Raw genomic sequence first — 21831 nt, 5'->3', positions numbered from 1 at the left:
TCGCGACTGACGTCGCTCCCACAATGACGGAAGAAAAAAGGGAAGCCATCACCGGCTTCCCTTTTTCGATTTATGGTTTCATCAGTCCGGGCTTCAAATCGGCTTGAAGTCGACCGGCACCTGCACCGTGCTGGCGACCGCCTTGCCGTTGCGCAAGGCCGGTTCGAAGCGCCACTTGCGCACGGCCTGCACCGCGGCGCGATCCAGATCGCGATTGCCGCTGCGGCGGACCACGTCGACATCGACCGGCTGGCCGCTGGCGTCGAGTTCGGCGCGCACCATCACCGTGCCGCCGATGCCGGCGCGAAGCGCGGCAGCCGGATATTGCGGCGAGGGATTGCCGGTCATCAGCCGCGGCCCCTGCGAACGAGGGGCACGCTCGGCGGAAGCGACGCTGCGGCGCTGTTCGGCGCGCGGCTTGTCGGTGCGGGAAGCTGCAGCGGTAGCCTCGTCGTCGGGCACGACGGCGGGCGCGGTCACCGGGGGAGCAGCGCTTTCCAGTGGCAGCGATGCCGGTTGGCGCTGCTTGTACCACGCCACTCCGGCCGCCACGACGGCAAGCAGGGCAATCACCCACAACAACACCAGGGATGCGTTCTTCTCCCGTGGCGGCGTCGTATCAGCCGTTTCGGCGGGACTCCATTCGGGCTGGGGATGCGTATGGGCCATGGAAAAACCTCCTCGTCCACGCGTTGCTGCGTTGGCATCGAGTCTTGCATGGAGGTTTGTTGGCATCGCGTGAGCGGCCGGTAAAGTCGCCCGGATCGGGAAAGTCACGATTCAGCTGGCGCGCCGCCGGTTCAGCTGCGCGCCAGTTCCCGGCTCATTGCTGCAGATTGAAGTCGATCGGAACGACCACGCTGGACGCCACCGGTTGGCCGTCGCGCTGGGCCGGATTGAAGCGCCAGCGGCGGACCGCGTCGAGCGCGGCGCGATCCAGATCGCGCGAGCCGCTGCGGGCCTCGACGGACACGTCGGTGGGCACGCCGTCGGCACCGACTTCCACCCGCACCATCACCGTGCCGGCATCGCCCCGGCGCAACGCGGCGGCGGGATAGTCGGGCGGGGGCGTCTGGCCTGCCATTGGTACCGGCTGGTCGCCGGGCGCCAGCGCCACGCCGGCGGCCGGTGCCGCGGGCGCATCCGGTACCGCGGGAGCGGCCGGTGCCGGGGCTTCCTCGATCGGTGCCGGCATCGGTGCCTGTTCGACCAGTTGCGGACGCCCGTTGCCCTCTTGGCGGGGTTCTTCCAGGCCGCTGGCGCCACCGCGCGCGGGCAGGGGTTCGGGCAGCGCCTCCACCACCGGCTTGTTGCCCTCGACCGTGGCCTCGGGCTGGTAGAAGCCGTCGTCGCCGCGGCCGACCAGCCAGACAATCACGAACAGCAGCAGCCCGGCGCCGAAGGCGATGCCGGCGATGCGCAGGGTGCGGCGGGGCAGGCGGAACACGAGTTCGGAATCCGGGGATTCGCGGGAAGCGGACATGGAAGGCACCGTGGTGGCTGCGCCGATTCTGACACGCCCGGGGTGAACGCTGCGAGGCATGACGGCGCATAAAAGGCGATAATCGGCGTCCTGCCGCATATCCGTTCCGAATCCCATGCTCGATCCCGCCCTGCTTCGCACCCAGACCGCCGAACTCGCCCAACGCCTGAAGGACAGCCGGGGTTTCGACCTTGACGTGTCCCGGCTGGCCGAACTGGAGTCGTCGCGCAAGCAGATCCAGAAGCGCACCGAGGAACTTCAGAACCTCCGCAATACCCGTTCCAAGGCGATTGGCCAGGCCAAGGCCAAGGGCGAGGACGTGGCCGCGCTGATGGCCGAGGTGGCCGGTTTCGGCGACGAACTCAAGGCCTCGGAAGTGAAGCTGGAGGAGATCCGCGGCGCGATCGAGGCGATTGCGCTGGGCATTCCCAACCTGCCGCATGCCAGTGTCCCGAACGGCGGCGACGAGAGCCAGAACGTCGAACAGCATCGCTGGGGCGCCCCGCCGGCGTTCGACTTCCCGGTCAAGGACCATGTGGAACTCGGCGCCCGCCACGGCTGGCTGGATGGCGATACCGCCGCCAAGATTTCCGGCGCGCGCTTCACCGTGCTGCGTGGCCAATTGGCCCGCCTGCACCGCGCGCTGGCGCAGTTCATGCTGGACCTGCATACCGGCGAACACGGCTACGAGGAAACCAACGTGCCGCTGATCGTCAACGCCGAGAGCCTGTATGGCACCGGCCAGTTGCCCAAGTTCGAAGAGGACATGTTCAGCACCCAGCTGGGCGAGCACAAACGCTACCTGATCTCCACCTCCGAGATCTCGCTGACCAACATCGTCCGCGACGAAATCGTCGACGACGCGCGCCTGCCGCTGCGCATGACCGCGCATTCGCTATGCTTCCGCTCCGAGGCCGGCAGCAGCGGCCGCGACGTGCGCGGCTTCATCCGCCAGCACCAGTTCGAGAAGGTGGAACTGGTCTCGATCGCTCGCCCCGCGGAAAGCTACGACGAGCACGAACGCATGACCCGCAGCGCGGAAGTGGTGCTGGAAAAGCTGGGCCTGCCGTACCGCCGCATGCTGCTGTGCTCGGGCGACATGGGTTTCTCCGCCACCAAGACCTACGATCTGGAAGTCTGGCTGCCGTCGCAGCAGACCTACCGCGAAATTTCCTCGTGCTCCAACTGCGAGGATTTCCAGGCCCGCCGCATGCAGGCGCGCTGGCGCAATCCGGCCACCGGCAAGCCCGAGCCGGTGCATACCCTAAACGGCTCAGGCACCGCGGTGGGCCGCGCGCTGATCGCGGTGATGGAGAACTACCAGAACGCCGATGGTTCGATCACCGTGCCCGAAGTACTGCGCCCCTACATGGGCGGCGTCGACCGCATCGCCTGATCCGCGCGCGAACCCTCCCGTAGAGCGGAGCTCGCTCCGCTGCCCGATGCCACGCGATTCCTTGGTCCGAGTCGTGCCGATTCTTACCGAACGACCGCGCATCCCGTAGCCGAGCAAGCTCGGCTCTACGCCGCCCCTTCGGAGAAGGGGGACCGAGGGGATTCGCGCTCGCATCGCCTGACCGGCACCGCGAACCCTCCCGTAGAGCGGAGCTTGCTCCGCTGCCCGATGCCGCGCGATTCCTTGGTCCGAGTCGCGCCGATTCTTACCGAACGACCGCGCATCCCGTAGCCGAGCAAGCTCGGCTCTACGCCTCCCCCTTCGGAGAAGAGGGGGACCGAGGGGATTCGCGCTCGCATCGCCTGACCGGCACCCGCGAACGCTCCCGTAGAGCGGAGCTCGCTCCGCTGCCCGATGCCACACGATTCCTTGGTCCGATTCGCGCCGATTCTTCCCGAACGACCGCGTATCCCGTAGCCGAGCGAGCCCGGCTCCACGCCTGCCCCTTCGGAGAAGGAGGACGGACCGAGGGGAATATTCGCTTGGCCGCTCAGCGCCGCGCCAACCGCTGCGCAACCTGCGGGCGGGTCAGATCGCGCAGCGCGTCCTTGCCTATCCAGCGTTCGGTGGCGTCTTCCGAGGCCGCCAGCCGACGAGCCAGCGCAACGGCCGTTGCATGCAACCCGGCGCGACGCTGGCCGATGGCCCGCAACGCCCAGCTGACCGCTTTCCTGACGAAGTTGCGCGGATCGGTGGCGGCTGCCTCGACCAATCGCAATCCTTCGGCGAATCCGTCATCGGCCGCCGTCTTGTCGTGCACCGCCAAGCCGGCGAGCAGGGCGAACGCAGCGCGCTTCTCGAACTCGCCACGCCGGCCGCTCCATTGCGCCACCTTGCGCCAGGCATGCGGGCTGCGATCGAACAGGTGGAAGCACAGGGTGTCGCAGACGGCCCAGTTGTCGAAGTCGCGGCACCAGCGGTCCATCTGCGCGGTACCCAGCTGCGCGGGATCGGCAACGAAGGCGACCAGCAGGCGCGCCTCGTACACGCCGGTATCCCACAGGGCCGGCGCCAGCGCAGGCTGGCGTCCGATGCGCTTGCCGATGGCCTGGATCTTCGCCATCGGTACGCCCAGGGCGTGATCGTCGGGAATGCCGAAACGGGCGAGTCCTTCCCGATGGGAGGCACTTGCCTGTTGCTTCAGCATCGCCAGCGCCTGAATGGCGCTCACCGGCTCGATGGTGGCGGCCTTGCGGAAAGCGGTGCGCGTGGGCTTCTTGGCGACGGGCATGGGCAAGGCGGCGATCAGATGCGCGCAAGCATAGCCACGCGGCGTGGCTCATGTCCCGCGCCGGTGAGGCGGACAAAAAAAGGCCCGCTTGCGCGGGCCCGGAGAGAGGAACTGCCAGGAACATGGATGCCGGGCGATCAGGCCGCCAGGCGCTGCGGAACCGGAATCGACGCCAGTGCGCTGGCGAGCGCATCGACGCGGTGCTGCGGCGAATAGTTCACGCCCTCGGCGCGCACGAATTCCACGTCGGTGATGCCCATGAATCCCAGCACGAACTTCAGGTAGGACTCCTGGAAGTCGCTGGCGGCGCCGTGGATGCCGCCGCGGCCGCTGGCGATGATCACCTTCTTGTTGCCGGCCAGGCCTTCCGGACCCTTCTCGGTGTAGCGGAAGGTGCGTCCGGCCACGGCGACGCGGTCAATCCAGGCTTTCAGGGTCGACGGAATGCCGAAGTTGTACATCGGCGCCCCGATGACCACGACGTCCGCGTCCAGGAACTGCTGGAGCGTTTCTTCGCTGGCGGCGGCCACCGCCGGATCGGCCTTGGCCAGTACCGGTCCGGTCAGGTGGGGCAGGGGAGCGGCATCCAGATCGCGATAGGTGACCTTCAGACCAGGCACCTGGTCCTGCCAACGGGCTACGATGGCGGCGGTGAGTTGGCGGGTGACCGAGTTGTCGGCCAGCGCGCTGCTGTCGATGTGCAATAGTTTCATGATGGCTTTGTCGGGTGGATGCGGCCGTGCCGCGTTGGATGCCATCTTGGGTTGTTGCGAAAACAGGATAAAGCTGGTCTAATATCACTGATTGTTCTGATAATGGAACTATAGTCATGCAGCACGACCTCAACGACCTCTATTACTTCGCCATGGTGGTCGACCACGGCGGCTTCGCCGCGGCCGAGCGCGCTCTGGGCATTCCCAAGTCGCGGCTGAGCCGGCGCATCAGCCAGCTGGAAACCGATCTGGGCGTGCGCCTTCTGCAGCGTTCCACCCGCCGCTTCGCGGTGACCGACGTGGGCATGAGCGTGCATCGGCATGCGCAGACGATGCTGGCCGAAGCCCAGGCCGCGCGCGAGGTGGTCGATCGCCTCAGCGCCGAGCCGCGCGGCGTAGTGCGGGTCAGCGTGCCGGTGGCGGTGGCGCAGATGCAGTTGCCGAAGATCCTGCCCAAGTTCCTCGACAAGTACCCGAAGGTGCGGTTGCAGCTGCACGTCAACAACCGGCGCGTGGACATCATCAACGAAGGCTACGACGTGGCGCTGCGCGTGCGCGCCAAGCTCGACGATGACGGCAGCCTGGTGATGCGCAGCTTCGGCCAGATCCAGGAATTGCTGGTCGCCAGTCCGAAATACCTCAACCGCGCCGGACGCCCGCAGGCGCCGGAAGATCTGACCAATCACGTCACCCTGAGCATCAGCGAGGACGAGGCGCGCCAGCGCTGGGAACTGCATGGTCCGGACGGCGAGGTGCGCCGGGTCGAACTGCAGCCGCGCCTGGCCGGATTCGACTTCCCGCTGCTGCAGGCGATGGCAAAGGACGGCTACGGCATCACCCTGTTGCCGGAAACCGTCTGCGCCGAGGCCGTGCGCAAGGGCGAACTGGAAGTGGTGCTGCCGGAATGGTCGCTGCCGCAGGGCATCTGCCACGCGGTGTTTGCCTCTCGTCGCGGCCTGCTGCCGGCGGTGCGGGTGTTCATCGACTTCCTGGCAGAACACCTGCCCCAGCAGATCGAAGCCTCGCGCCTGGACTGCGGCGGCAAGTGCTCGGAGGCGGCGGAAAGGGCGCTGGAACTGGCCCTGGACAACGCCCGGGCCGGCAAGGTCAAGAAGGCCTCGTAAGCACGCGCACGGGCTTCATGCGAAAATGCGCCGGCCCGACAGGGCTGGCCTGCAGCGCCTGCCACCGCGGGTCGATGGTCAAACCGGCGAACCGATGCAACGCATCGGCGGGATGCAGCAGATACAACGGAGAGATGGCCGAGCGGTTTAAGGCACCGGTCTTGAAAACCGGCGAAGGGTCAAACCTTCCGTGGGTTCGAATCCCACTCTCTCCGCCAAACCTTCGCAGGACGCCCCCTACGGGGGCGTTTGCGTATCCGTCTGGATGATGGGACGGCACTTGCAGGCAAGTTGCAGTGCCCGCTTGCGTCACTTCTTCTTCTTCGCCTGCACGCAGTTCTCCAGCCACAGCATCCGCTTGAAATCGTCGTAGCGATGGAAGCTGCCGGTGAAGGTGGCGTAGTCGCCCTTGCGGAAAGTCAGCACGTTGGCGAGCTGGTTGGCGTTGAACAGGCAGGCCACGCCAACGCGCGGTTGGTCGTCGCCGGGCACCTTGATCAGGACTTCGCTCTCGTCGGGGATGTCGAAGGAGACGTTGTACTCGGCGCCATCTTCCTGGATGTAGTCCACGCGGCCCTTCAGGCTGTACTTACGGCCCTTGTGGCGGGCGTTGACCACCAGCGCGTTGCCCTTGGCCTCGCGCGCGATCTCGCGGGAGAACACGTATACGTCCTTGAACGTGGTGTCCGCCACGTTCTGGGTGCGCGCCCCCTGCGCGCCGGCGGTCCTGCCTTCCTTGCCGCCCTTGATCTTCGCCATCAGCTGGCACATGTACGGACGCATCGAATCGGCCTTGGCGAACTGGCCCTTCTCGGTCTTGACCGTCATCTCCACCACCGCCGCGTTGCCCTCCTGGCTGACGTTGATCAGCGTGGGGACGGCGCGGGTGAAATTGGTCGAGCGCTGTTCCACCAGCATCGTGCCGGTGCCCGCGTCCTCGGTGATCACGTCCATCTTCTCGGCGATCATGATGCCGCGGATCTGACCCATTGCGTCGGCCACGGACAGATCCGACACCGTCACCTTGCTGGAGAAGTCGGCGCCGGAAAACACGCTGCCGGATTTGCTGAAGTTGTCCTCGCATTCGCCGGCCCACGCGACCGGGGTCGCGCCCGCCAGGGCCAGGGGAAGCAGGAAAAGAAATCGGTGTGCCATGGGATCCTCTCGTGGTGGAAGCCGTCGTCCTTGCGCGGAAGCCTGGGCTTCCTGGCGTTGTCCGCCCGGCGGGAGTGCGCCATCTTTCTCGCCGCCGGGACAGGACCGCCATCCGGCTGTGACGAACGGCACCGGGCGCGTGACGAACGCCACGCGCGCCCGACATCCTGAAAAAAAGCCCGCCGGATACCTGTACGAGGTCGCGACGGAGCGGTAGGGTGGCGCCCGTGGACAAGCGCCCTTTCAAGATTCCCCTGATCGTCTGGATGGTCCTGCTGTGGTGGACCGCGTACTCGGTGATGTTCGCCAGCCAGGTCGTGGCCATGGGCGACACCGATGGCAAGCCGATCGCCTGGTCGCGCGCGCTGCACTTCAGCTTCGGCGGCTGGATGACCTGGGTGCCCTTCAGCCTGGGCGTCCTCTGGCTGGTCCGGCGCTTTCCCGTCGAGCGCGGGTCCGTCATGCGGGCCCTGGGCGTGCAATCGCTTGGCGTGGCGGCCATCATCGTGCTGAAGGCCGCGTACGTTTACCTGACCGATCCGATCTTCCAGTGGTATGACGTCCTGCCGGGTTTTGGCGAGGTCGTGGTCACCAGCATCCGCAACAACCTGATGACGGCATGGACGGTGATCGGCGTGGCGCACGCGTTCGTGTACTACGAGCGTTCGCGCGAGCGCGAAAAGCGCATCGCCGACATCGAGAGGAGCCTGGTTTCCACCCGGCTCGAAGCGCTGCGCGCGCAGGTCAATCCGCACTTCCTGTTCAATGCCCTGAATTCGGTGGCGGAGATGGTGCATGTGGACCGGGATCTGGCCGATCGCATGCTGGTTTCGCTGTCGGCGCTGTTGCGCGACGGACTCAAGCAGGACGAAATGCAGGAGCGGCCGCTGCGCGACGAACTGGCGGTGGTGGATCACTACCTGATGATCGAAAAGATCCGCTTGACCAGCCGTTTGCAGGTGCGCCGGGAAATCGATGCCGACTGCCTGGACGTGCCGGTGCCGGTACTGATACTGCAGCCGCTGGTCGAGAACGCCATCGTCCACGGCATCGCACGGCGCAAGTCTCCCGGCGGGTTGCTGATCCGGGCGAGGGTGATCCATCGCGTCCTTCATCTTGCCGTGGAGAACAGCGCCGAACCCGGCACCGCTACCGTCGCCGGCAACGGCGTGGGCCTGCGCGGCGTCGCCGGACGCCTGCAACTGCTGTATGGCGATCGGGCGCGCCTGTCGAGGCCGGATACCTCCCCCGACCGGTATCTGGTCGAGCTGGAAATCCCGTTGCCCGCGGCCGACGCGACGACGCTGGGCACCCGTCCGCTGGAGCGGGTGGCATGAGCCTGAAAGCCGCCATCGTCGATGACGAACCGCTGTCGCGCGCGCGCCTGCGCCGGCTGCTGGAAAAGGTCGCCGGCGGCAGCATCGCGGTGGTGGCCGAGTGCGTGGACGTGGAGGAACTGCTGGAGGCGGTCCGCAGGACCGCCATCGACGTGCTGTTCCTGGACATCGAGATGCCCGGCGGCGATGGATTTTCCGCGCTCACGCAATGGCGTGGACCGCAGCCGCTGGTGGTGTTCGTCACCGCCTATCACGAACACGGCGCGCGCGCCTTCGACGCCCGCGCGGTGGACTACCTGCTGAAGCCGCTGTCCGCCGACCGCCTGCAACAGACGGTGGAGCGCCTGCGCGAGCGCCTGGCCTTGCAGGGTCTGCAGGTGGCGACGGTCGACGACGGTGTACGCCGGATTCCGCTGCAGGTCGGACAGCGCGTGCAACTGGTGCCGGAGAGCCAGATCAACGTCGTCGAGGCGCAGGGCAACTACCTGGACATCGACTGCCAGCAGGGACGCTACACCCTGCGTCGCACGCTGGCGTCGTTCGAGGCGGAACTGGACGCGCTGGCGTTCCTGCGCGTGCACCGCTCGACCATTGTCCGCGCGGGCGCGATCCGGGAAATCATGCCGATGGGGTCGGGCCGCTACCGGATCGACCTGCATACCGGACGCCGGTTGGTCAGTGGCCGCAACTACCGCGATCAGATCCACGGCTTGATCCGCCGTGGCATTCCGGTGCCGTCACCGGCGTAGCGCTCCCCGCGGCCGCATCAATCCGTTCCGGTCAACCGCACCAGCGGTGGTGGCGGCTTGTCCTTCACCTGCGGCGTGAGAGCGACGACCTGCGCGTGCCGATTGGCGTCATGCGCGGCGATCACCAGCAGCATGGCGAGCAGCGCGATGCTGTACTCGCTGCCGCCGACGCCGTGCTCGCCGACGAACCAACCGTTCTTCCAGTGGATGAGCAGGATGCCGACGCCGGCAATCACCGCCAGGCCCGACGCCGCCCAGCGCACGCCGAGGTTGAGTACGAGCAGCGTGCCGGCGGTGAGTTCGTACAAAGTGATTGCCCAGACCCAGGCCGAGCCGTGCGGGAATCCCTGCGCCTCCATGAATTCGGCGAAACGGGGAATCGTGCCGTTGAAGATGCGGACGGCGGCGTGGGCCATGAACAGGATCGCGGTGACGATGCGCAGGAGCTGCAGGCTGGTCCCGGCGCGGATCCAGGGATAGCCGTTGAACAGGGAATGCATGGGCGATGTTCCGGATGGTAGGCGCGGGGAAGGGGGCACGATGGACATCGCCGCATCGCCGGACAACGCGGCTGGGACAAAGGGCACGGTCGGGGTGACCAAGCGGAAGCCGGCGCGGGCACTTGCGCCCGGTCCCGCGTCGGGCTAATACTTAGCCAATAGGGAAACTATTGGGCGAGCCATTCCCGGCGCGCATTCCCCGGAGGACATCGATGGATCTGGTGCTCTACTACCACCCGCTCGCCTCGTTCTGCCACAAGGTGCTCATCGCGCTGTACGAGCACGGCACGCCCTTCGAGGGCGTCATCGTCCGGCACGACAACGCCGATTCGCTGGATGCGTTCCTGGAGGTCTGGCCGGTGGGCAAGATGCCGGTGCTGCGCGATGTGCGCCGCGACGCGGTGATTCCGGAATCCAGCATCGTGGTGGAGTACCTGGACCAGCACTATCCCGGGCTGCGCCCCATGTTGCCGACGGAGCCGGAAGCCGCATTGCAGGTGCGGCTATGGGATCGGTTCTTCGACCACTACGTCCATCAGCCGGTACAGAAAGTCGTCATCGACCGCCTCCGCGGCGACGGCGAGCACGACGCACGCGGCGTGGCCGAAGCGCTGGCCACGCTCGATAGCGCTTATGCCATGCTGGAAAAGCAACTGGCCGGACGCGAATGGATCGCCGGCGACACGTTCAGCCTGGCCGACTGCTCCGCGTCGCCGGCGCTGTTCTATGCCGGCATCGTGCACCCGTTTCCGCCCGGATTCGGCGCGCTGGCGGCCTATTTCGAACGCCTGATGGCGCGGCCCTCGGTGCGCCGCACCTATGACGAGGCGCGGCCGTACTTCGATCTTTTTCCCTATCGCGAGCGGATACCCGCACGCTTCCTGCAACCGCTGGAGACGGACTGACCATGGCGGCGCAGGCTTCCGAACGCCTGGACGCGCTGTTCCATGCGCTGGCCGACGACAGCCGGCGGCGGATGGTCGATCAACTCAGCCAGGGACCGGCTTCGGTATCGGAGCTGGCGCGGCCACTGGACCTGGCGATGCCGTCGGTGGTCAAGCACCTGGCCGTATTGGAGCGGGGCGGACTGGTGGCCTCGGAGAAGCAGGGGCGCGTGCGCACGTTCCGGTTGATACCTGGCGCGCTGGCCCAGGTCGAAGCGTGGGCGGCCCAACGCGAGCGTAGCTGGCGGCGTCGCTTCGACCGGCTGGAAGCCTTCCTCGCCCGCACCGGATCCGATGACGCGGATTCCTCCCGCTGAAACTGCCCAAGGAGCATCGCATGCCCCTCCTTTCTGAACTGTCCGAGGCGCACACCCACTTTCGCATCGATCGCAAGCTGCCGGCAGCGCCGGCGCGGGTGTTCGCGGCGTGGTCGCAGGCCGAGGCCAAGCAGGCGTGGTTCTCCTGCCACGACGACTGGAACAACGCCGGCTACGCGCTGGATTTCCGCATCGGCGGCAGCGAATACAACCAGGTCCATGACAGCGATGGACTCGCGCACGTGTTCCGTGCGCATTTCCTCGACATCGTGCCCGAGCGGCGCATCATCTACGCCTACGACCTGCTGCTGGGCGAGCGGCGCATCTCGGTATCGCTGGTGACGGTGTCGCTGCGGCCCGATGCCGGCGGCACGCTGATGTCGTTCACCGAACAGGTCGTGTTCCTGGACGGCTATACCGATCATGGCGAACGCCGCGAGGGGACCGAAGTCGGACTGGAGAAACTGGCGGCCTGGCTCGCCGGGAACTCCGACGCCATCGCCGGCTAGCGTTTGCGCGTTCCATCGAGGCGGGCGTCGAGCATCGCTTTCACCTCGGGACGTTCGAAGCCGATGTCCAGTTCGCCGTCGCTGATCTTGCGCGCATAGGCGTCGCAGGCGTGGCGCCGGCGGGCGGGCTCATCGACCTGTTCCATCTCCTCGGCGAAGGTGCCGGCGACCTCTTCGACCGCAGCCATGAGCGCGGCTTCGGCTTCTTCGCGGGTGACGCCGAACTGGCGCACGCCCATCGCGTAGGTCTCCTCGCGCAGGGCAGGGCCCAGATCCACGTAGGCCTGGTTGCGTTGCCGCCAGGCGCGGATGCTGTCCAGCCCGGTGGCGGCGAAGCCGGCGTCCTGGCGGGTGCAGTAGTCGAGAATCCTGCTGACCGTTTCGGTGCGGGTGGTGACGTTCTGCGCCGCGCGCAGCAGGATCTGCTGTTCCTCCGACAACGGCGCTTCCTGCGCCGATGCGGTAGCCGTTGCCAGGCACAGTGCCGCGCCGACCCATCCCATGGTGTTCGTCTTCATCGATGTTCCCCCGTGGCGGCCGCTGCGACCGCCGTTGAGCCGATTCCCCGCCGTCACTCTAGCGTGGCGCGCGGGGACAGGCGAGGAGGAAAAGCGGGAAAGTGCCGGGCGCGCCGCCTCTACATGCGGGTGATCGAAACGCCACCATCGACCAGCAGCGCGGTGCCGGTGGTGAAGGAGGAGGCGTCGGAAGCCAGGTACAACGCCGAGCGCGCCTGTTCCTCCGGCGTGGCGGTGCGCTTGAGCGCGTGCAGGTTCTCGACGAAGGCCCAGGATTCCGCGGTGCCGTTCATCGCCCGTGCCATCGGCGTGTCGGTGCCGCCGGGAAGCAGGGCATTGACGCGGATGCCTTCGGCGCCGAACTCCGCCGCCAGCGCGCGGGTCAGGCCGAGCAGGCCGGCCTTGCTCGCCGCGTAGGCGGCTGCGCCTGGCAGGCCGACCGTATGGCCGACGAAGGTCGAGGTGAAGATCAGCGAGCCGCCGCCGCGCGCCTGCATTGCCGGCAGTTGGTGCCTGGCGGCCAGGAACGCGCTGGTCAGGTTGATGTCCAGGGTGTCGCGCCAGCCTTGCGCGGATATGCCCGGTGTCGGTCCCATCTCGCCAAGCGTGCCGGCGTTGTTGAACGCGATGTCGAGCCCGCCGAAATGTTCGAGCGCGGCCTGTACCGCGGCCCGCGCGCAGCTTTCGTCACGCACGTCGCCGGCAACCGCGACCGCTTCGCCGCCCTCGTCGGCGATGGCGGAAACCAGCCGGCGCAGACCTTCCTCGCCGCGTGCGACCGCGACGATGCGGGCGCCTTCGCGCGCGAACAACCGGGCACTGGCCTCGCCGATACCGGAACTGGCGCCGGTGACGATGGCGACCTTGCCTTGCAGAACCTTCATGGAGAACCCTCGTGGAGAAGAGGCGCCAGTGTGTCGGCGATGCCTTCTGGCGACTCTCCGGTTCTTGCGCCTCCGGCGACGGGATGCCGCCGGAGGCCATTCATTGCCCGGGGAATCAGGCCGCCTGGCGGAACTCGCCGAGCACGCCTTGCAGCGGCACGTGGCCCTGGAATCCACCCGCGGACACCGCCGGGCGTCCGGCTTCGATCGCATGCGCGAAGATCACCGCCGGGTCGGCTTCCAGTTTGTCGAACAGGCGCTGCAGGTTCGGGTAATCGCGGCGATCGATCACGTCGTGGTATTGCGTCCAGCGGGCAATGCCGATGAAGTAGGCGTCGGCCAGCGTGCGCTGATCGCCGAGCAACCAGGGACGGTCGCCCAGCAACTGTTCCAGCAGGGCGTGCGCGCGCACGACCCTGCCGCGGCCGTATTCGCCCAGCACTTGGTTCTCGACGCCTTCGCTGCCGTGCTCCAGCGCATGCCATAGCGGGCTGAAGGCGTTGAAGAAGGCGGTGTTGAGGAACGCCAGCATCTGATTGAGCCGGTCGAACCCCGGCGTGCCCTGGGCGAATGCCAGCCCGGTGTCCAGGCCACGCGCGCCGAGATGGTTGAGGATGGCCATGCTTTCGCTGATGGCGCGGCCATCCGTGGTGATCAGGGTGGGGGTCTCGCCGACCGGATTCAGGCGGCGATAGTCGTCGCCGGTGACTTCCTCGGGCATGGCAATCCGGCTGAGCCGATAGGGCAGGCCGAGCCATTCCAGCGCGACGATGGAACCGAAGGAGCAGCCCGAAGGCACGCCGTACAGCAGGGTAGTGGTGGTCATGGATGAAGATCCTGGGGGGAAGGGGAATCCGGCCGGTGGGGAAACAATAGAACTGTGGACTTTGACCGTGTAGTCGGCAAAATGGCGACTTATCGTCCACATTCATGGACTTTCGGTGCTCAATCTCAACGACCTGGTGTTCTTCGTCGCCGCGGTCGAACACGGCGGTTTCGCGCCGGCCTCGCGCCGGCTGGGGCTACCCAAGTCGACCCTGAGCAAGCGCGTGGCCGAACTGGAAGAGGCGCTGCAGGTGCGGTTGATCCATCGCACCTCGCGCAGCTTCACGCTGACCGAAGTCGGGCGTGATTTCTACGAGCATGCCCGTGCCTCGATCATCGAGGCCGAGGCCGCGCAGGACATCGTGCGCCAGCGGGTGGCCGAGCCCAGCGGCACCGTGCGCATCACCGCTTCCGTGCCGGTGGCGCAGGAGCAATTGGCCGCGCACCTGCCGCGACTGGCGCAACGGTTCCCGCGCCTGTGCCTGCAACTGGACGTGACCGATCGGTTCGTGGACGTGGTCCAGGAAGGCTATGACATCGCCGTGCGCAGTCATTTCGCGCCCTTGCCCGATTCGGGACTGGTGCAGCGCCGAATCGGGCAGGAAAGCATCGTGCTGGTCGCTTCACCCGGCTATCTGGACGCCCACGGAATGCCGGCGGACCCGGAAGCGCTGGAACGGCATGACGGCTTGTTGAGCGGTGCCGGCGCAACGCGCTGGACACTCATGGCGGAGGCCGCGGACGCGCGGACCGTGGAGGTCACCCCACGGCCGCGCATGATTGCCAACGAATCGCAGGCGCTGCGGGCGGCGGCCGGCGCGGGGCTGGGGATCGCCTGCCTGCCGGAATCCTTGTGCCGCCCGGATTTGGACGAAGGCCGACTGTCGCGTGTCTTACCGGGATGGCATGCCGGCCGGGTGACCACCACGCTGGTGATGCCGCACCGGCGCGGGCAACTGCCCGGGGTGCGCGCGGTCGTGGATTTCCTGATCGAATCCCTGGGCCACGACTGACGCGCCGCATCGTGAATGCAGCGGCGCGCGACGCCGAACGAGGCGGATCAGGCGGGCGCGAACAGCGCGTTGAGCTGCCCGTAGCCCAGTGCCTGCGGATCCGCCGGCATGCCGGCTCCCTCGGCGAGGAACGACTGCGCACGGCGTTGCAGGTGGCCGGCGACCGATTCGGCGAGATCCGAACCGGCGCTGAGGCGGCGTACACCACACCGGCGAAGCCGGTCGCGATCCGGCAGCGCGGCGCGCCACAGGACATTCAGCGGCAGGCCCGCGTCCTGGGCGATGGCGGTGATCTCGGTTTCCTCGACCACGCCCGGCACGAACAGCCCATCGGCGCCGGCCTCGCGGTAACGCGCGGCGCGCGCCAGGGTTTCCTGCACGCTGGCCGCACCCGCCGGAGCGAGCCGGCGCAGATAGACATCGGTGCGCACGTTGACGAACACATCGCTGCCAGCCTCCCGGCAATGTTCGCGGATGCGCGCAATCTTGGCGCACAGCACGGCGGGATCGTCGCCGCCGTCCTCGAGGTTGATACCCGACACGCCCCGCCGGACCAGATGCAGCACCGTGTCGGCGACGGTGTCGGGATCATCCGAGTAGCCGCCTTCGATATCGACGGTCAACGGCGTCGACAGGACACGGACGATGCTGTCGACGCTGTCCAGCAAGCGCGCGACCGGCAGATGGTCGCCGTCCGGATAGCCCTGTGACCACGCCAGGCCGGCGCTGGTGGTGGCGCTGGCGCGCGCGCCCAGCGATTCGATCAGGCGCGCGCTGCCCGCGTCCCAGGCGTTGGCGAGCAGCAGTAGCCCATCGGCGTGCAACTGGCGGAAGAGGGCGGTGCGTTCGGCGGTGGTCGGCATGCTGGCGATCCAGGAGGGAATGCCGCGATGCTGCCACAGCCCGCGTGCGCGAACTCACCGTTTTCGGCCATCATCAGGCCGCAGCAAAAAAGAAAGGTCCGGCACCATCCAGGCCGGACCTTGAAGGGGGAGGTTCCCGGGCCGCTTCCGCTTGCTCAAGGCGGCGCCCTTTTCCTTTGCAGAGCGGTCTTCCTGACCGTCGCAGGGCGTGCTTCCGGGAACGCGTCCAGAATGCCGCGGCGCACGCGACCAGTCAGTCGGTGCAGTGCCCGACCTGCTGTAGGAAAAATCCGATGTTCCGGGACCCGGGTCAGGCGCGCAGCCGACGAACGCCGCGGAACAGGCGCCACTTGCCGTCTCCTCCCTCGACATTGATCGCGTAATCCAGGCCCTGCTGCTCGCGTTGCCAGGCGAGCTTGCTGGCGTAGGCGAGCGCGGAAATGCGCGACGGGAAATGCAGGGGTTCGGATTCGTTGATCGACAGCAGGAAACTGCCGTCGTGGCCGGGCGAATGGGGGAGATCGAGCGTCATCATGGCGCGGCAGGGCAGCATCGGTTGCCGACAGGCTAGCGACAGGGATGTCATCTCCGTGCAAAGAAACGCCTTCGCCTTTGGCTATGACGCGCCGGCACGTCGCACGCGCTTCTCTACACGGCTTCTTCGCATCGGACGACGTATAAACCAAACGAGTGGCAGGCGCCGATCACCCCGGCCCGCTTCCCGGACCGGCCGATGACCCGGGAGCCACCAGAGAGCCCAACGTCCGCGCACAGGCGTGGATGCCCGGCGGTCAGTCGCGAGCCCGACACCGTCGCCGTCCGGAAAGCCGGGGCGGTTCTCGCATGCCGCCCCGGCAAGGTGGTTCTTTCCGCGTGTTTCTTATCGCGCGGCGGCATCCCAGTCGCGCAGTCCCTGCTCGATGACATCCAGGGCATCGTCCACGCGCCCGTCGTCGAGTTCGGCGACCGTGTCACGCGGACTGTGGATGACCTGCATGACCTTCGGCGCGGTGGCCGGTTTCTTGCCGCCGAAGACCGCCAGGATCGGATCGATTTCGTCGCCTCCCACCAGCGAGAAGGAAACCGCCGGCCATTCCTGCTTGAGGAACGCGAGATGATCGGTGGGCGGATAATGTTCACCCGGCTGGAAGCCCAGCTTGTGCGCCGTGCTTGCGCTGCGCAGCGCGGCGATCAGCGGGGTATCCGCTTGCGGTGACATCATCCAGAGGGTATCGCCCCAGCCGAACACGTCGAAGTTGACGTACAGCGCAGGTTTCTCGCGTCCCGGCGTGGTGACGTAGGCGTGCGAGCCGAGCAGGCCGGCTTCCTCCAGATCCCAGAACGCGATCTGGACCCGATGGTTGACCAGTGGCCGCGCCTTCAGGCGCGCGGCCAGTTCCAGCACCGCGGCGGAACCGGATGCGTTGTCGGTCGCGCCGTGGCCAACCGCGACGCGATCGTAGTGCGCGCCGATCAGCAGCAGCGGTGCATCGGCTTTTCCGCCCAGGTCGGCGAGCAGATTGCGGCCATGCTTGTCCTTTTGTTCGAAGGCCTCTTCGCGCCAGGTCACGCCCATGGCGTCCAGGCGACTGGTGATGGCCTGTCCGCGCGCGGCGGTATCGGCGCCCGCACTGATGCGGGCAACCTGGCCTTTCCATTCCGCCGCATCGCCGCCGTCGGCGGCGCAGACGGGCAGGGCAACCAGTAGCAACAGGCCGGCCCAGAACGGGCGTGCCGATGTTTTCGATGTCATTCAAGGCTCCTTCCGAAGGCGTGAACGGCGAGTATGCATGAGCCGGGAACCAGGACGATGCATGACCAGTGGGAGGTCATCGCGGTGCGGACGGACGGCTAGAATGTGAGTTGCGATGGCCGCATTCCGGGAATAGGCTCGGTGTTGAGCCGAGGCTCGAAAGGGGATGTGGCATGACGATTCGAGTATTCCTGATTGACGATCACGCGCTGGTGCGGACCGGCATGCGGATGATCCTCGCGCAGGAAACCGATTTCGAGGTGGTGGGCGAGGCGGAGAGCGGCGAGGAGGCCTTGCCGGTCATCCGCAAGCTGAAGCCAGACGTGGTGCTGTGCGATCTGCACCTGCCCGGATACAGCGGGCTGGAAGTGACCGAGCGCATCGTGCGCGGTGACCAGGAGACGCGGGTGATCATCGTGTCGGTGCTGGAAGACGGGCCGTTGCCCAAGCGCCTGCTGGAAGCCGGCGCGTCCGGCTATCTGGGCAAGGGCGGCGACGCCCAGGAGCTGATCCGCGCGGTGCGTGACGTCGCCCGCGGCAAGCGCTATCTGGGCAGCAGCGTGGCCCAGAACCTGGCGCTGCTCAACGTGTCCGGGGATGGTTCTCCCTTCGATGCGTTGTCGCCGCGCGAACTGGAAGTCGCCATGCTGCTGATCCAGGGCCTGCGCCAGGAAGAAATCGCCAAGCGCCTGAGCCTGAGCGCCAAGACCGTCAACACGCACAAGACGCGCCTGTTCGAGAAGGCGGGGGTCACCGACAACATCGCGCTGGCGCGACTGGCCGCCCAGTACGGATTGCTCGACCCGGCACGGGCGCTCTAGCAGGCCGGTTGCCAGGCGCTTCCATTTGGCGCCAAGCGCGCATCACGCATTTCAAGCGGACAAAAAGAAAACCGGCTGTCGCCAGCCGGTTTTCGTCGTGCCTGCGCGCTTGCGCCTGATGTCAGGCGCTGCGCTCGTTCTCCGGATGATCCGGATCGACCGGCTGATCTTCATCGTCGTTGTGGGCGATGCCGGCCGAGGTCTCCGGTGCGGTCGGCTTGGGCGTGGCGACCGGTTCGAACAGGCCACGCGTCACCGACGGCGGAGTATCCGCATCCAGCGCGAAGAACAGCGATCCGGTGGTGCCGCGCGGCGGCGCGGACGGCGTCGCCGGCTGGGCGGCCGGGGCCGGCTCGGCAAGTTCGGCGCGCACCGGTTCGCTGGCCGGCTCGGCCACGGCTTCAGTGCTTGCCGCCACCGGCGGGGAGGCCGCTTCGTTCGGAGCGGGCGCTCTCGCCGGGGTCTCGGTCACGTCCGTCGCGGACGCAACGGCGGGAGACTCCGTCGCGATGTCCTGCTGGACCGCCTGGACAATCTCGTTGCCGGCCCGGGCTTCGATCTTCACGGTTTCGGCGATGACGGCGCGCGCGTCGCCACTGTCGGCGACCGCGGCGACTTCGGCCCGTGCCTCGGCAACGACTTCGACCGGTGCCGTCTGGACGGCGACGGGAGCGGTCTGTGCCACGGCATCCGCCACGGGCTTGTCCTGCACCGGCGAGGCCGGAGCAGGCGTCACCGGCGCGACGGCCATCGGACGGTTGGCACCGGCGGGACGGGACGGCGCGGGAGCCGGTTCCTCGTCGTCGAAATCGAACTCCGGCTGCGAACGGCTGGCGACCGCATCCTGTTCGTCCGGACCCAGATCGGAAAGATCGTCGCCGCCTTGATCGTCGGCCAGCGTTGCGCCCTCGGCATTGCCACGACGGCGACGGCGGCCACCACGGCGACCACGGCGGCGACGTCCGCCGCCTTCGCCCTGCGCGGCATCACCGGCCGCGCCTTCCTCGGACGCAGTCACGCTGTCCGCGGCGGCTGCATCCGCGGTCTGTTCGGCGATGGTTTCAGGCTGAACCTGCGGTTGCGGTTGCGGTTGCGGTTGCGGACGCGGTGCTTCCGTTGCAGCAACCGCGGCCACGGTAGCGATCTTGCCCACCTCGGTCTCGGCGGGCGCGACGGCGACCGGCGAAGCGGTTTCCGGCTTCGAAACCGGGGCGACCTGCGGCTTCTGCGCCGGCTGGACATGTTCGCCGCGCGGCTTCGGTGCCTGCGGCTGGCCTTGGCCTTGCTGCCCCTGTTGACGGGGAGCCTGCGGCTGCTGTTGTTGCTTCTGCTTGGGCTGTTGCTGCTGCCCCGGCTGCTTGGGCTGCTGCTCGCCGCGCGGCTTCTGCTGCGCATTCTGCTGGCCCTTGCCGCGGCCTTCCTCACGGCGCTGCTGGCCGTTGCCGCCGCGTCCCTGGCTCTGCTGCTGGCGGTTGTCACGGCGCTGGCCGCGATCATTGCGTTCGTTGCGCGACTGGCGGTTGTCCTGTTGACGCGGCTGCGGCGCGGGTGCCGGCGCGCTTTCGGCACCGACCAGGCGCTTGAGCCAGCCGAACAGGCCACCGGAAGCCGGCGTGGCGACCTGCGCCGGGGCAGGCGCGGGGGCGATCGGCGCGGGCGCAGGGGCCTCGCGTTCCTCGCGTACCGGGGCGGGCTGCGAATGCTTCACGTGGGTGACCGCGGGTGCCGCCGGAATGTTCAGCTGCGCCTTGGTCAGCGCATGCACCGGCAACTTGCGCGGGGTGCCGCGCTGATAACTGGGCTTGGTGGTTTCCTCGCCCAGTTCGTTCTCGCGGACGCGGGTGACTTCGTAGTGCGGGGTGTGCAGCGCCTCGTCGGCGACGATGATGATCGGCGCGTCGTGGCGGGTCTCGATCTCGCGCAGCGCGCCGCGCTTCTCGTTGAGCAGGAAGTTGGCGATTTCCACCGGCGCCTGGACCAGGACCTGTCCGGTGTTCTCCTTCATCGCGTGCTCCTCGGCCACGCGGATGATGGACAGCGACAGCGACTCCACGCTGCGCATGCGGCCGTGGCCGTCGCAGCGGGGGCAGACGATCTGGCTGGATTCGCCCAGCGACGGACGCAGGCGCTGGCGGCTCATTTCCATCAGGCCGAAGCGCGAGATGCGGCCCAGCTGCACGCGGGCGCGGTCGTACTTCAGCGCGTTCTGCAGGCGGTTCTCGACCTCGCGCTGGTGCTTGTTGCTCGACATGTCGATGAAGTCGATCACCACCAGACCGCCCAGATCGCGCAGGCGCAGCTGGCGGGCCACTTCCTCGGCCGCCTCCAGGTTGGTGTGGAACGCGGTCTCCTCGATGTCGCCGCCCTTGGTGGCGCGCGCCGAGTTGACGTCGATGGCGGTCAGCGCCTCGGTCTGGTCGACCACGATGGAGCCGCCGGAGGGCAGGCGGACATTGCGTTCATACGCGCCTTCGATCTGGGACTCGATCTGGAAGCGGTTGAACAGCGGGATGTCGTCCTTGTAGTGCTTGAGCTTGCGCAGGCTCTGCGGCATGACCTGCTGCATGAACTCGCGCGCGGTCTCGTGCAGTTCCTCGGTGTCGACCAGGATTTCGCCGATGTCAGCGCGCAGGTAGTCGCGCAGGGCGCGCACGATCAGGCGCGACTCCTGGTAGATCAGGAACGGTGCCGGCTTGGTCAGCGCGGCCTCGGCAATCGCCTTCCAGACCTGCAGCAGGTAATCCAGGTCCCACTGCAGCTCTTCGGCGTCGCGGCCGACGCCGGCGGTGCGGATGATGACGCCCATGTCGTCGGGGATGGCCAGCGAGTCCATGGCCCGCTTCAGCTCGGCACGGTCATCGCCCTCGATGCGGCGCGACACGCCGCCGGCGGTGGGCGAGTTGGGCATCAGTACCATGTAGCGACCGGCCAGGGAGATGAACGTGGTCAGGGCGGCGCCCTTGTTGCCGCGCTCGTCCTTGTCCACCTGGACGACGACTTCCTGGCCCTCGCGCAGCAGTTCGCGCAGGCCGGCCTTGTTGTGGTCGACCCCGGCCTGGAAATAGTCGCGGGAGATTTCCTTCAGCGGCAGGAAGCCGTGCCGGTCTGCACCGTAGTCGACAAAGGCCGCTTCGAGGGAAGGTTCGAGCCGGGTGATGCGGCCCTTGTAGATGTTGGACTTCTTCTGCTCTTTCGACGGTTGCTCGATATCGATGTCGTACAGCGTCTGGCCATCCACGATCGCGACGCGCAGTTCTTCAGCCTGCGTCGCATTGATCAACATGCGTTTCATTGTTTGCGTTCCTCGCGCGCTACTACCGCGCGGAACGCCATGGCGTTTCGCCTCTGGAACGGTGCTCCGCCCCTTGCGCAGGCGCAGCGGGGCGGGTTGGGTTTCCAGCGCTACGACACCACGGCAGGCCGCGGGAGCGCTTTTTTTAATGTGTGTTACGGGCCGGCGGCAGCTTCCCAACCAGTGGTGGCGCCGCGCGGGACATGTTCAGCTACGGGCGCCGTCACGCGTCCGGCGGTATCCGGGTTCGCCGGCAAGCCGCTAACATGGCCGCCCCTGGGGCGGTGGCCGCGCGCCTGCCGGAATCGCGGGGAGCCGGGCTTCTGGCCCACGGCTTGCTTCCA

At 67.4% G+C, this 21831-nt stretch carries 22 protein-coding genes and 1 tRNA gene; 10 read left to right on the top strand and 13 right to left on the bottom strand.

From position 1 onward, the window contains the following. Positions 1-93 precede the first annotated feature (93 nt). Both FHW78_RS01615 and FHW78_RS01610 read right to left on the bottom strand, forming a co-directional pair. Entirely contained in the window at positions 94-669 is a 576-nt protein-coding gene (locus FHW78_RS01615) for an energy transducer TonB (RefSeq protein ID WP_225562416.1), read from the bottom strand. A 154-nt stretch (positions 670-823) separates the two neighbouring features. Then, the gene (locus FHW78_RS01610; RefSeq protein ID WP_183636855.1) at positions 824-1483 is read right to left on the bottom strand and encodes an energy transducer TonB; all 660 of its coding nucleotides are present in this window, start codon (positions 1481-1483) and stop codon (positions 824-826) included. Positions 1484-1598: 115 nt separating this feature from the next. Here FHW78_RS01610 and serS point away from each other — a divergent pair, with 115 nt between their 5' ends. Beyond that, complete coding sequence (gene serS, locus FHW78_RS01605; RefSeq protein WP_183636853.1) at positions 1599-2879, top strand: serine--tRNA ligase; 1281 nt, start codon at positions 1599-1601, stop codon at positions 2877-2879. Positions 2880-3429: 550 nt separating this feature from the next. Here the strand turns inward: serS and FHW78_RS01600 are convergent. Together FHW78_RS01600 and FHW78_RS01595 are read right to left on the bottom strand one after the other, a co-directional pair. Beyond that, positions 3430-4170, bottom strand: a complete 741-nt coding sequence (locus FHW78_RS01600; RefSeq protein WP_183641064.1) for a DNA alkylation repair protein — start codon at positions 4168-4170, stop codon at positions 3430-3432. 137 nt (positions 4171-4307) lie between these two features. Beyond that, positions 4308-4883, bottom strand: a complete 576-nt coding sequence (locus FHW78_RS01595) for an NAD(P)H-dependent oxidoreductase (RefSeq protein WP_183636850.1) — start codon at positions 4881-4883, stop codon at positions 4308-4310. Positions 4884-4999: 116 nt separating this feature from the next. Here FHW78_RS01595 and FHW78_RS01590 point away from each other — a divergent pair, with 116 nt between their 5' ends. Beyond that, a complete protein-coding gene (locus FHW78_RS01590) occupies positions 5000-6007 on the top strand; it encodes a LysR family transcriptional regulator (protein WP_183636847.1) in 1008 nt (335 codons plus the stop codon). Between the two features lie 128 nt (positions 6008-6135). Further along, positions 6136-6225: transfer RNA gene (locus FHW78_RS01585), tRNA-Ser, on the top strand. 91 nt (positions 6226-6316) lie between these two features. Here FHW78_RS01585 and FHW78_RS01580 read toward each other — a convergent pair. Then, on the bottom strand, positions 6317-7162 hold the full coding sequence (locus tag FHW78_RS01580; RefSeq protein WP_183636844.1) for a hypothetical protein: 846 nt from the start codon (positions 7160-7162) through the stop codon (positions 6317-6319). A gap of 227 nt (positions 7163-7389) precedes the next feature. Here FHW78_RS01580 and FHW78_RS01575 point away from each other — a divergent pair, with 227 nt between their 5' ends. Both FHW78_RS01575 and FHW78_RS01570 read left to right on the top strand, forming a co-directional pair. Continuing rightward, on the top strand, positions 7390-8499 hold the full coding sequence (locus tag FHW78_RS01575) for a histidine kinase (RefSeq protein WP_183636841.1): 1110 nt from the start codon (positions 7390-7392) through the stop codon (positions 8497-8499). After that, positions 8496-9248, top strand: coding sequence for a LytTR family DNA-binding domain-containing protein (locus tag FHW78_RS01570; protein WP_183636839.1), 753 nt, complete (start codon positions 8496-8498; stop codon positions 9246-9248). The genes FHW78_RS01575 and FHW78_RS01570 overlap by 4 nt, the downstream gene beginning before the upstream one ends. A 17-nt stretch (positions 9249-9265) precedes the next feature. Here the strand turns inward: FHW78_RS01570 and FHW78_RS01565 are convergent, their stop codons facing one another. Then, positions 9266-9748, bottom strand: a complete 483-nt coding sequence (locus FHW78_RS01565; protein ID WP_183636837.1) for a DoxX family protein — start codon at positions 9746-9748, stop codon at positions 9266-9268. 212 nt (positions 9749-9960) lie between these two features. Here FHW78_RS01565 and FHW78_RS01560 point away from each other — a divergent pair, with 212 nt between their 5' ends. The 3 genes from FHW78_RS01560 to FHW78_RS01550 are packed head-to-tail and all read left to right on the top strand — an operon-like array spanning position 9961 to position 11518. Then, complete coding sequence (locus FHW78_RS01560; protein WP_183636836.1) at positions 9961-10653, top strand: glutathione S-transferase family protein; 693 nt, start codon at positions 9961-9963, stop codon at positions 10651-10653. Positions 10654-10655: 2 nt separating this feature from the next. Next, positions 10656-11009 carry a metalloregulator ArsR/SmtB family transcription factor gene (locus FHW78_RS01555; protein ID WP_141452635.1) on the top strand — a complete coding sequence of 118 codons (354 nt, stop codon included), beginning with the start codon at positions 10656-10658 and terminating at the stop codon, positions 11007-11009. 20 nt (positions 11010-11029) lie between these two features. Then, complete coding sequence (locus tag FHW78_RS01550) at positions 11030-11518, top strand: SRPBCC family protein (protein WP_183636834.1); 489 nt, start codon at positions 11030-11032, stop codon at positions 11516-11518. Here FHW78_RS01550 and FHW78_RS01545 read toward each other — a convergent pair. The 3 genes from FHW78_RS01545 to FHW78_RS01535 form a co-directional block, all read right to left on the bottom strand. Continuing rightward, positions 11515-12036, bottom strand: a complete 522-nt coding sequence (locus FHW78_RS01545) for a hypothetical protein (RefSeq protein WP_141452637.1) — start codon at positions 12034-12036, stop codon at positions 11515-11517. The two genes, FHW78_RS01550 and FHW78_RS01545, sit on opposite strands and share 4 nt — an antisense overlap. A 119-nt stretch (positions 12037-12155) precedes the next feature. Next, positions 12156-12920 carry an SDR family oxidoreductase gene (locus tag FHW78_RS01540; protein ID WP_183636832.1) on the bottom strand — a complete coding sequence of 255 codons (765 nt, stop codon included), beginning with the start codon at positions 12918-12920 and terminating at the stop codon, positions 12156-12158. A gap of 115 nt (positions 12921-13035) precedes the next feature. Next, entirely contained in the window at positions 13036-13746 is a 711-nt protein-coding gene (locus tag FHW78_RS01535; protein ID WP_183636829.1) for a glutathione S-transferase family protein, read from the bottom strand. Positions 13747-13861: 115 nt separating this feature from the next. Here FHW78_RS01535 and FHW78_RS01530 point away from each other — a divergent pair, with 115 nt between their 5' ends. After that, positions 13862-14758, top strand: a complete 897-nt coding sequence (locus tag FHW78_RS01530; RefSeq protein ID WP_183636826.1) for a LysR substrate-binding domain-containing protein — start codon at positions 13862-13864, stop codon at positions 14756-14758. 47 nt (positions 14759-14805) lie between these two features. Here the strand turns inward: FHW78_RS01530 and FHW78_RS01525 are convergent, their stop codons facing one another. The 3 genes from FHW78_RS01525 to FHW78_RS01515 all read right to left on the bottom strand — a co-directional run bounded on the left by FHW78_RS01525 (position 14806) and on the right by FHW78_RS01515 (position 17374). Then, entirely contained in the window at positions 14806-15621 is an 816-nt protein-coding gene (locus tag FHW78_RS01525) for an isocitrate lyase/phosphoenolpyruvate mutase family protein (protein ID WP_183636823.1), read from the bottom strand. A 310-nt stretch (positions 15622-15931) separates the two neighbouring features. Next, positions 15932-16153, bottom strand: coding sequence for a hypothetical protein (locus FHW78_RS01520; RefSeq protein ID WP_141452642.1), 222 nt, complete (start codon positions 16151-16153; stop codon positions 15932-15934). 348 nt (positions 16154-16501) lie between these two features. Beyond that, on the bottom strand, positions 16502-17374 hold the full coding sequence (locus tag FHW78_RS01515; protein WP_183636821.1) for a M28 family metallopeptidase: 873 nt from the start codon (positions 17372-17374) through the stop codon (positions 16502-16504). A 173-nt stretch (positions 17375-17547) separates the two neighbouring features. Here FHW78_RS01515 and FHW78_RS01510 point away from each other — a divergent pair, with 173 nt between their 5' ends. Further along, on the top strand, positions 17548-18195 hold the full coding sequence (locus tag FHW78_RS01510) for a response regulator (RefSeq protein WP_183636819.1): 648 nt from the start codon (positions 17548-17550) through the stop codon (positions 18193-18195). A 121-nt stretch (positions 18196-18316) separates the two neighbouring features. Here FHW78_RS01510 and rne read toward each other — a convergent pair whose 3' ends face one another. Next, on the bottom strand, positions 18317-21487 hold the full coding sequence (rne, locus tag FHW78_RS01505) for a ribonuclease E (protein ID WP_183636817.1): 3171 nt from the start codon (positions 21485-21487) through the stop codon (positions 18317-18319). Positions 21488-21831 lie beyond the last annotated feature (344 nt).

The sequence above is a fragment of the Pseudoxanthomonas sp. OG2 genome (assembly GCF_014192765.1).
In the GTDB taxonomy this organism is placed as follows: domain Bacteria; phylum Pseudomonadota; class Gammaproteobacteria; order Xanthomonadales; family Xanthomonadaceae; genus Pseudoxanthomonas_A; species Pseudoxanthomonas_A beigongshangi.
Note: the sequence above shows the minus strand (reverse complement) of the source record. Positions and strands in the feature narration are given on the sequence as shown.

Coding starts and splice junctions, on each gene's coding strand:
- FHW78_RS01615 (WP_225562416.1), bottom strand. CDS start 669: ATGGCCCATACGCATCCCCAGCCCGAATGGAGTCCCGCCGAAACGGCT.
- FHW78_RS01610 (WP_183636855.1), bottom strand. CDS start 1,483: ATGTCCGCTTCCCGCGAATCCCCGGATTCCGAACTCGTGTTCCGCCTG.
- serS (WP_183636853.1), top strand. CDS start 1,599: ATGCTCGATCCCGCCCTGCTTCGCACCCAGACCGCCGAACTCGCCCAA.
- FHW78_RS01600 (WP_183641064.1), bottom strand. CDS start 4,170: ATGCCCGTCGCCAAGAAGCCCACGCGCACCGCTTTCCGCAAGGCCGCC.
- FHW78_RS01595 (WP_183636850.1), bottom strand. CDS start 4,883: ATGAAACTATTGCACATCGACAGCAGCGCGCTGGCCGACAACTCGGTC.
- FHW78_RS01590 (WP_183636847.1), top strand. CDS start 5,000: ATGCAGCACGACCTCAACGACCTCTATTACTTCGCCATGGTGGTCGAC.
- FHW78_RS01580 (WP_183636844.1), bottom strand. CDS start 7,162: ATGGCACACCGATTTCTTTTCCTGCTTCCCCTGGCCCTGGCGGGCGCG.
- FHW78_RS01570 (WP_183636839.1), top strand. CDS start 8,496: ATGAGCCTGAAAGCCGCCATCGTCGATGACGAACCGCTGTCGCGCGCG.
- FHW78_RS01565 (WP_183636837.1), bottom strand. CDS start 9,748: ATGCATTCCCTGTTCAACGGCTATCCCTGGATCCGCGCCGGGACCAGC.
- FHW78_RS01560 (WP_183636836.1), top strand. CDS start 9,961: ATGGATCTGGTGCTCTACTACCACCCGCTCGCCTCGTTCTGCCACAAG.
- FHW78_RS01555 (WP_141452635.1), top strand. CDS start 10,656: ATGGCGGCGCAGGCTTCCGAACGCCTGGACGCGCTGTTCCATGCGCTG.
- FHW78_RS01550 (WP_183636834.1), top strand. CDS start 11,030: ATGCCCCTCCTTTCTGAACTGTCCGAGGCGCACACCCACTTTCGCATC.
- FHW78_RS01545 (WP_141452637.1), bottom strand. CDS start 12,036: ATGAAGACGAACACCATGGGATGGGTCGGCGCGGCACTGTGCCTGGCA.
- FHW78_RS01540 (WP_183636832.1), bottom strand. CDS start 12,920: ATGAAGGTTCTGCAAGGCAAGGTCGCCATCGTCACCGGCGCCAGTTCC.
- FHW78_RS01535 (WP_183636829.1), bottom strand. CDS start 13,746: ATGACCACCACTACCCTGCTGTACGGCGTGCCTTCGGGCTGCTCCTTC.
- FHW78_RS01525 (WP_183636823.1), bottom strand. CDS start 15,621: ATGCCGACCACCGCCGAACGCACCGCCCTCTTCCGCCAGTTGCACGCC.
- FHW78_RS01520 (WP_141452642.1), bottom strand. CDS start 16,153: ATGACGCTCGATCTCCCCCATTCGCCCGGCCACGACGGCAGTTTCCTG.
- FHW78_RS01515 (WP_183636821.1), bottom strand. CDS start 17,374: ATGACATCGAAAACATCGGCACGCCCGTTCTGGGCCGGCCTGTTGCTA.
- FHW78_RS01510 (WP_183636819.1), top strand. CDS start 17,548: ATGACGATTCGAGTATTCCTGATTGACGATCACGCGCTGGTGCGGACC.
- rne (WP_183636817.1), bottom strand. CDS start 21,487: ATGAAACGCATGTTGATCAATGCGACGCAGGCTGAAGAACTGCGCGTC.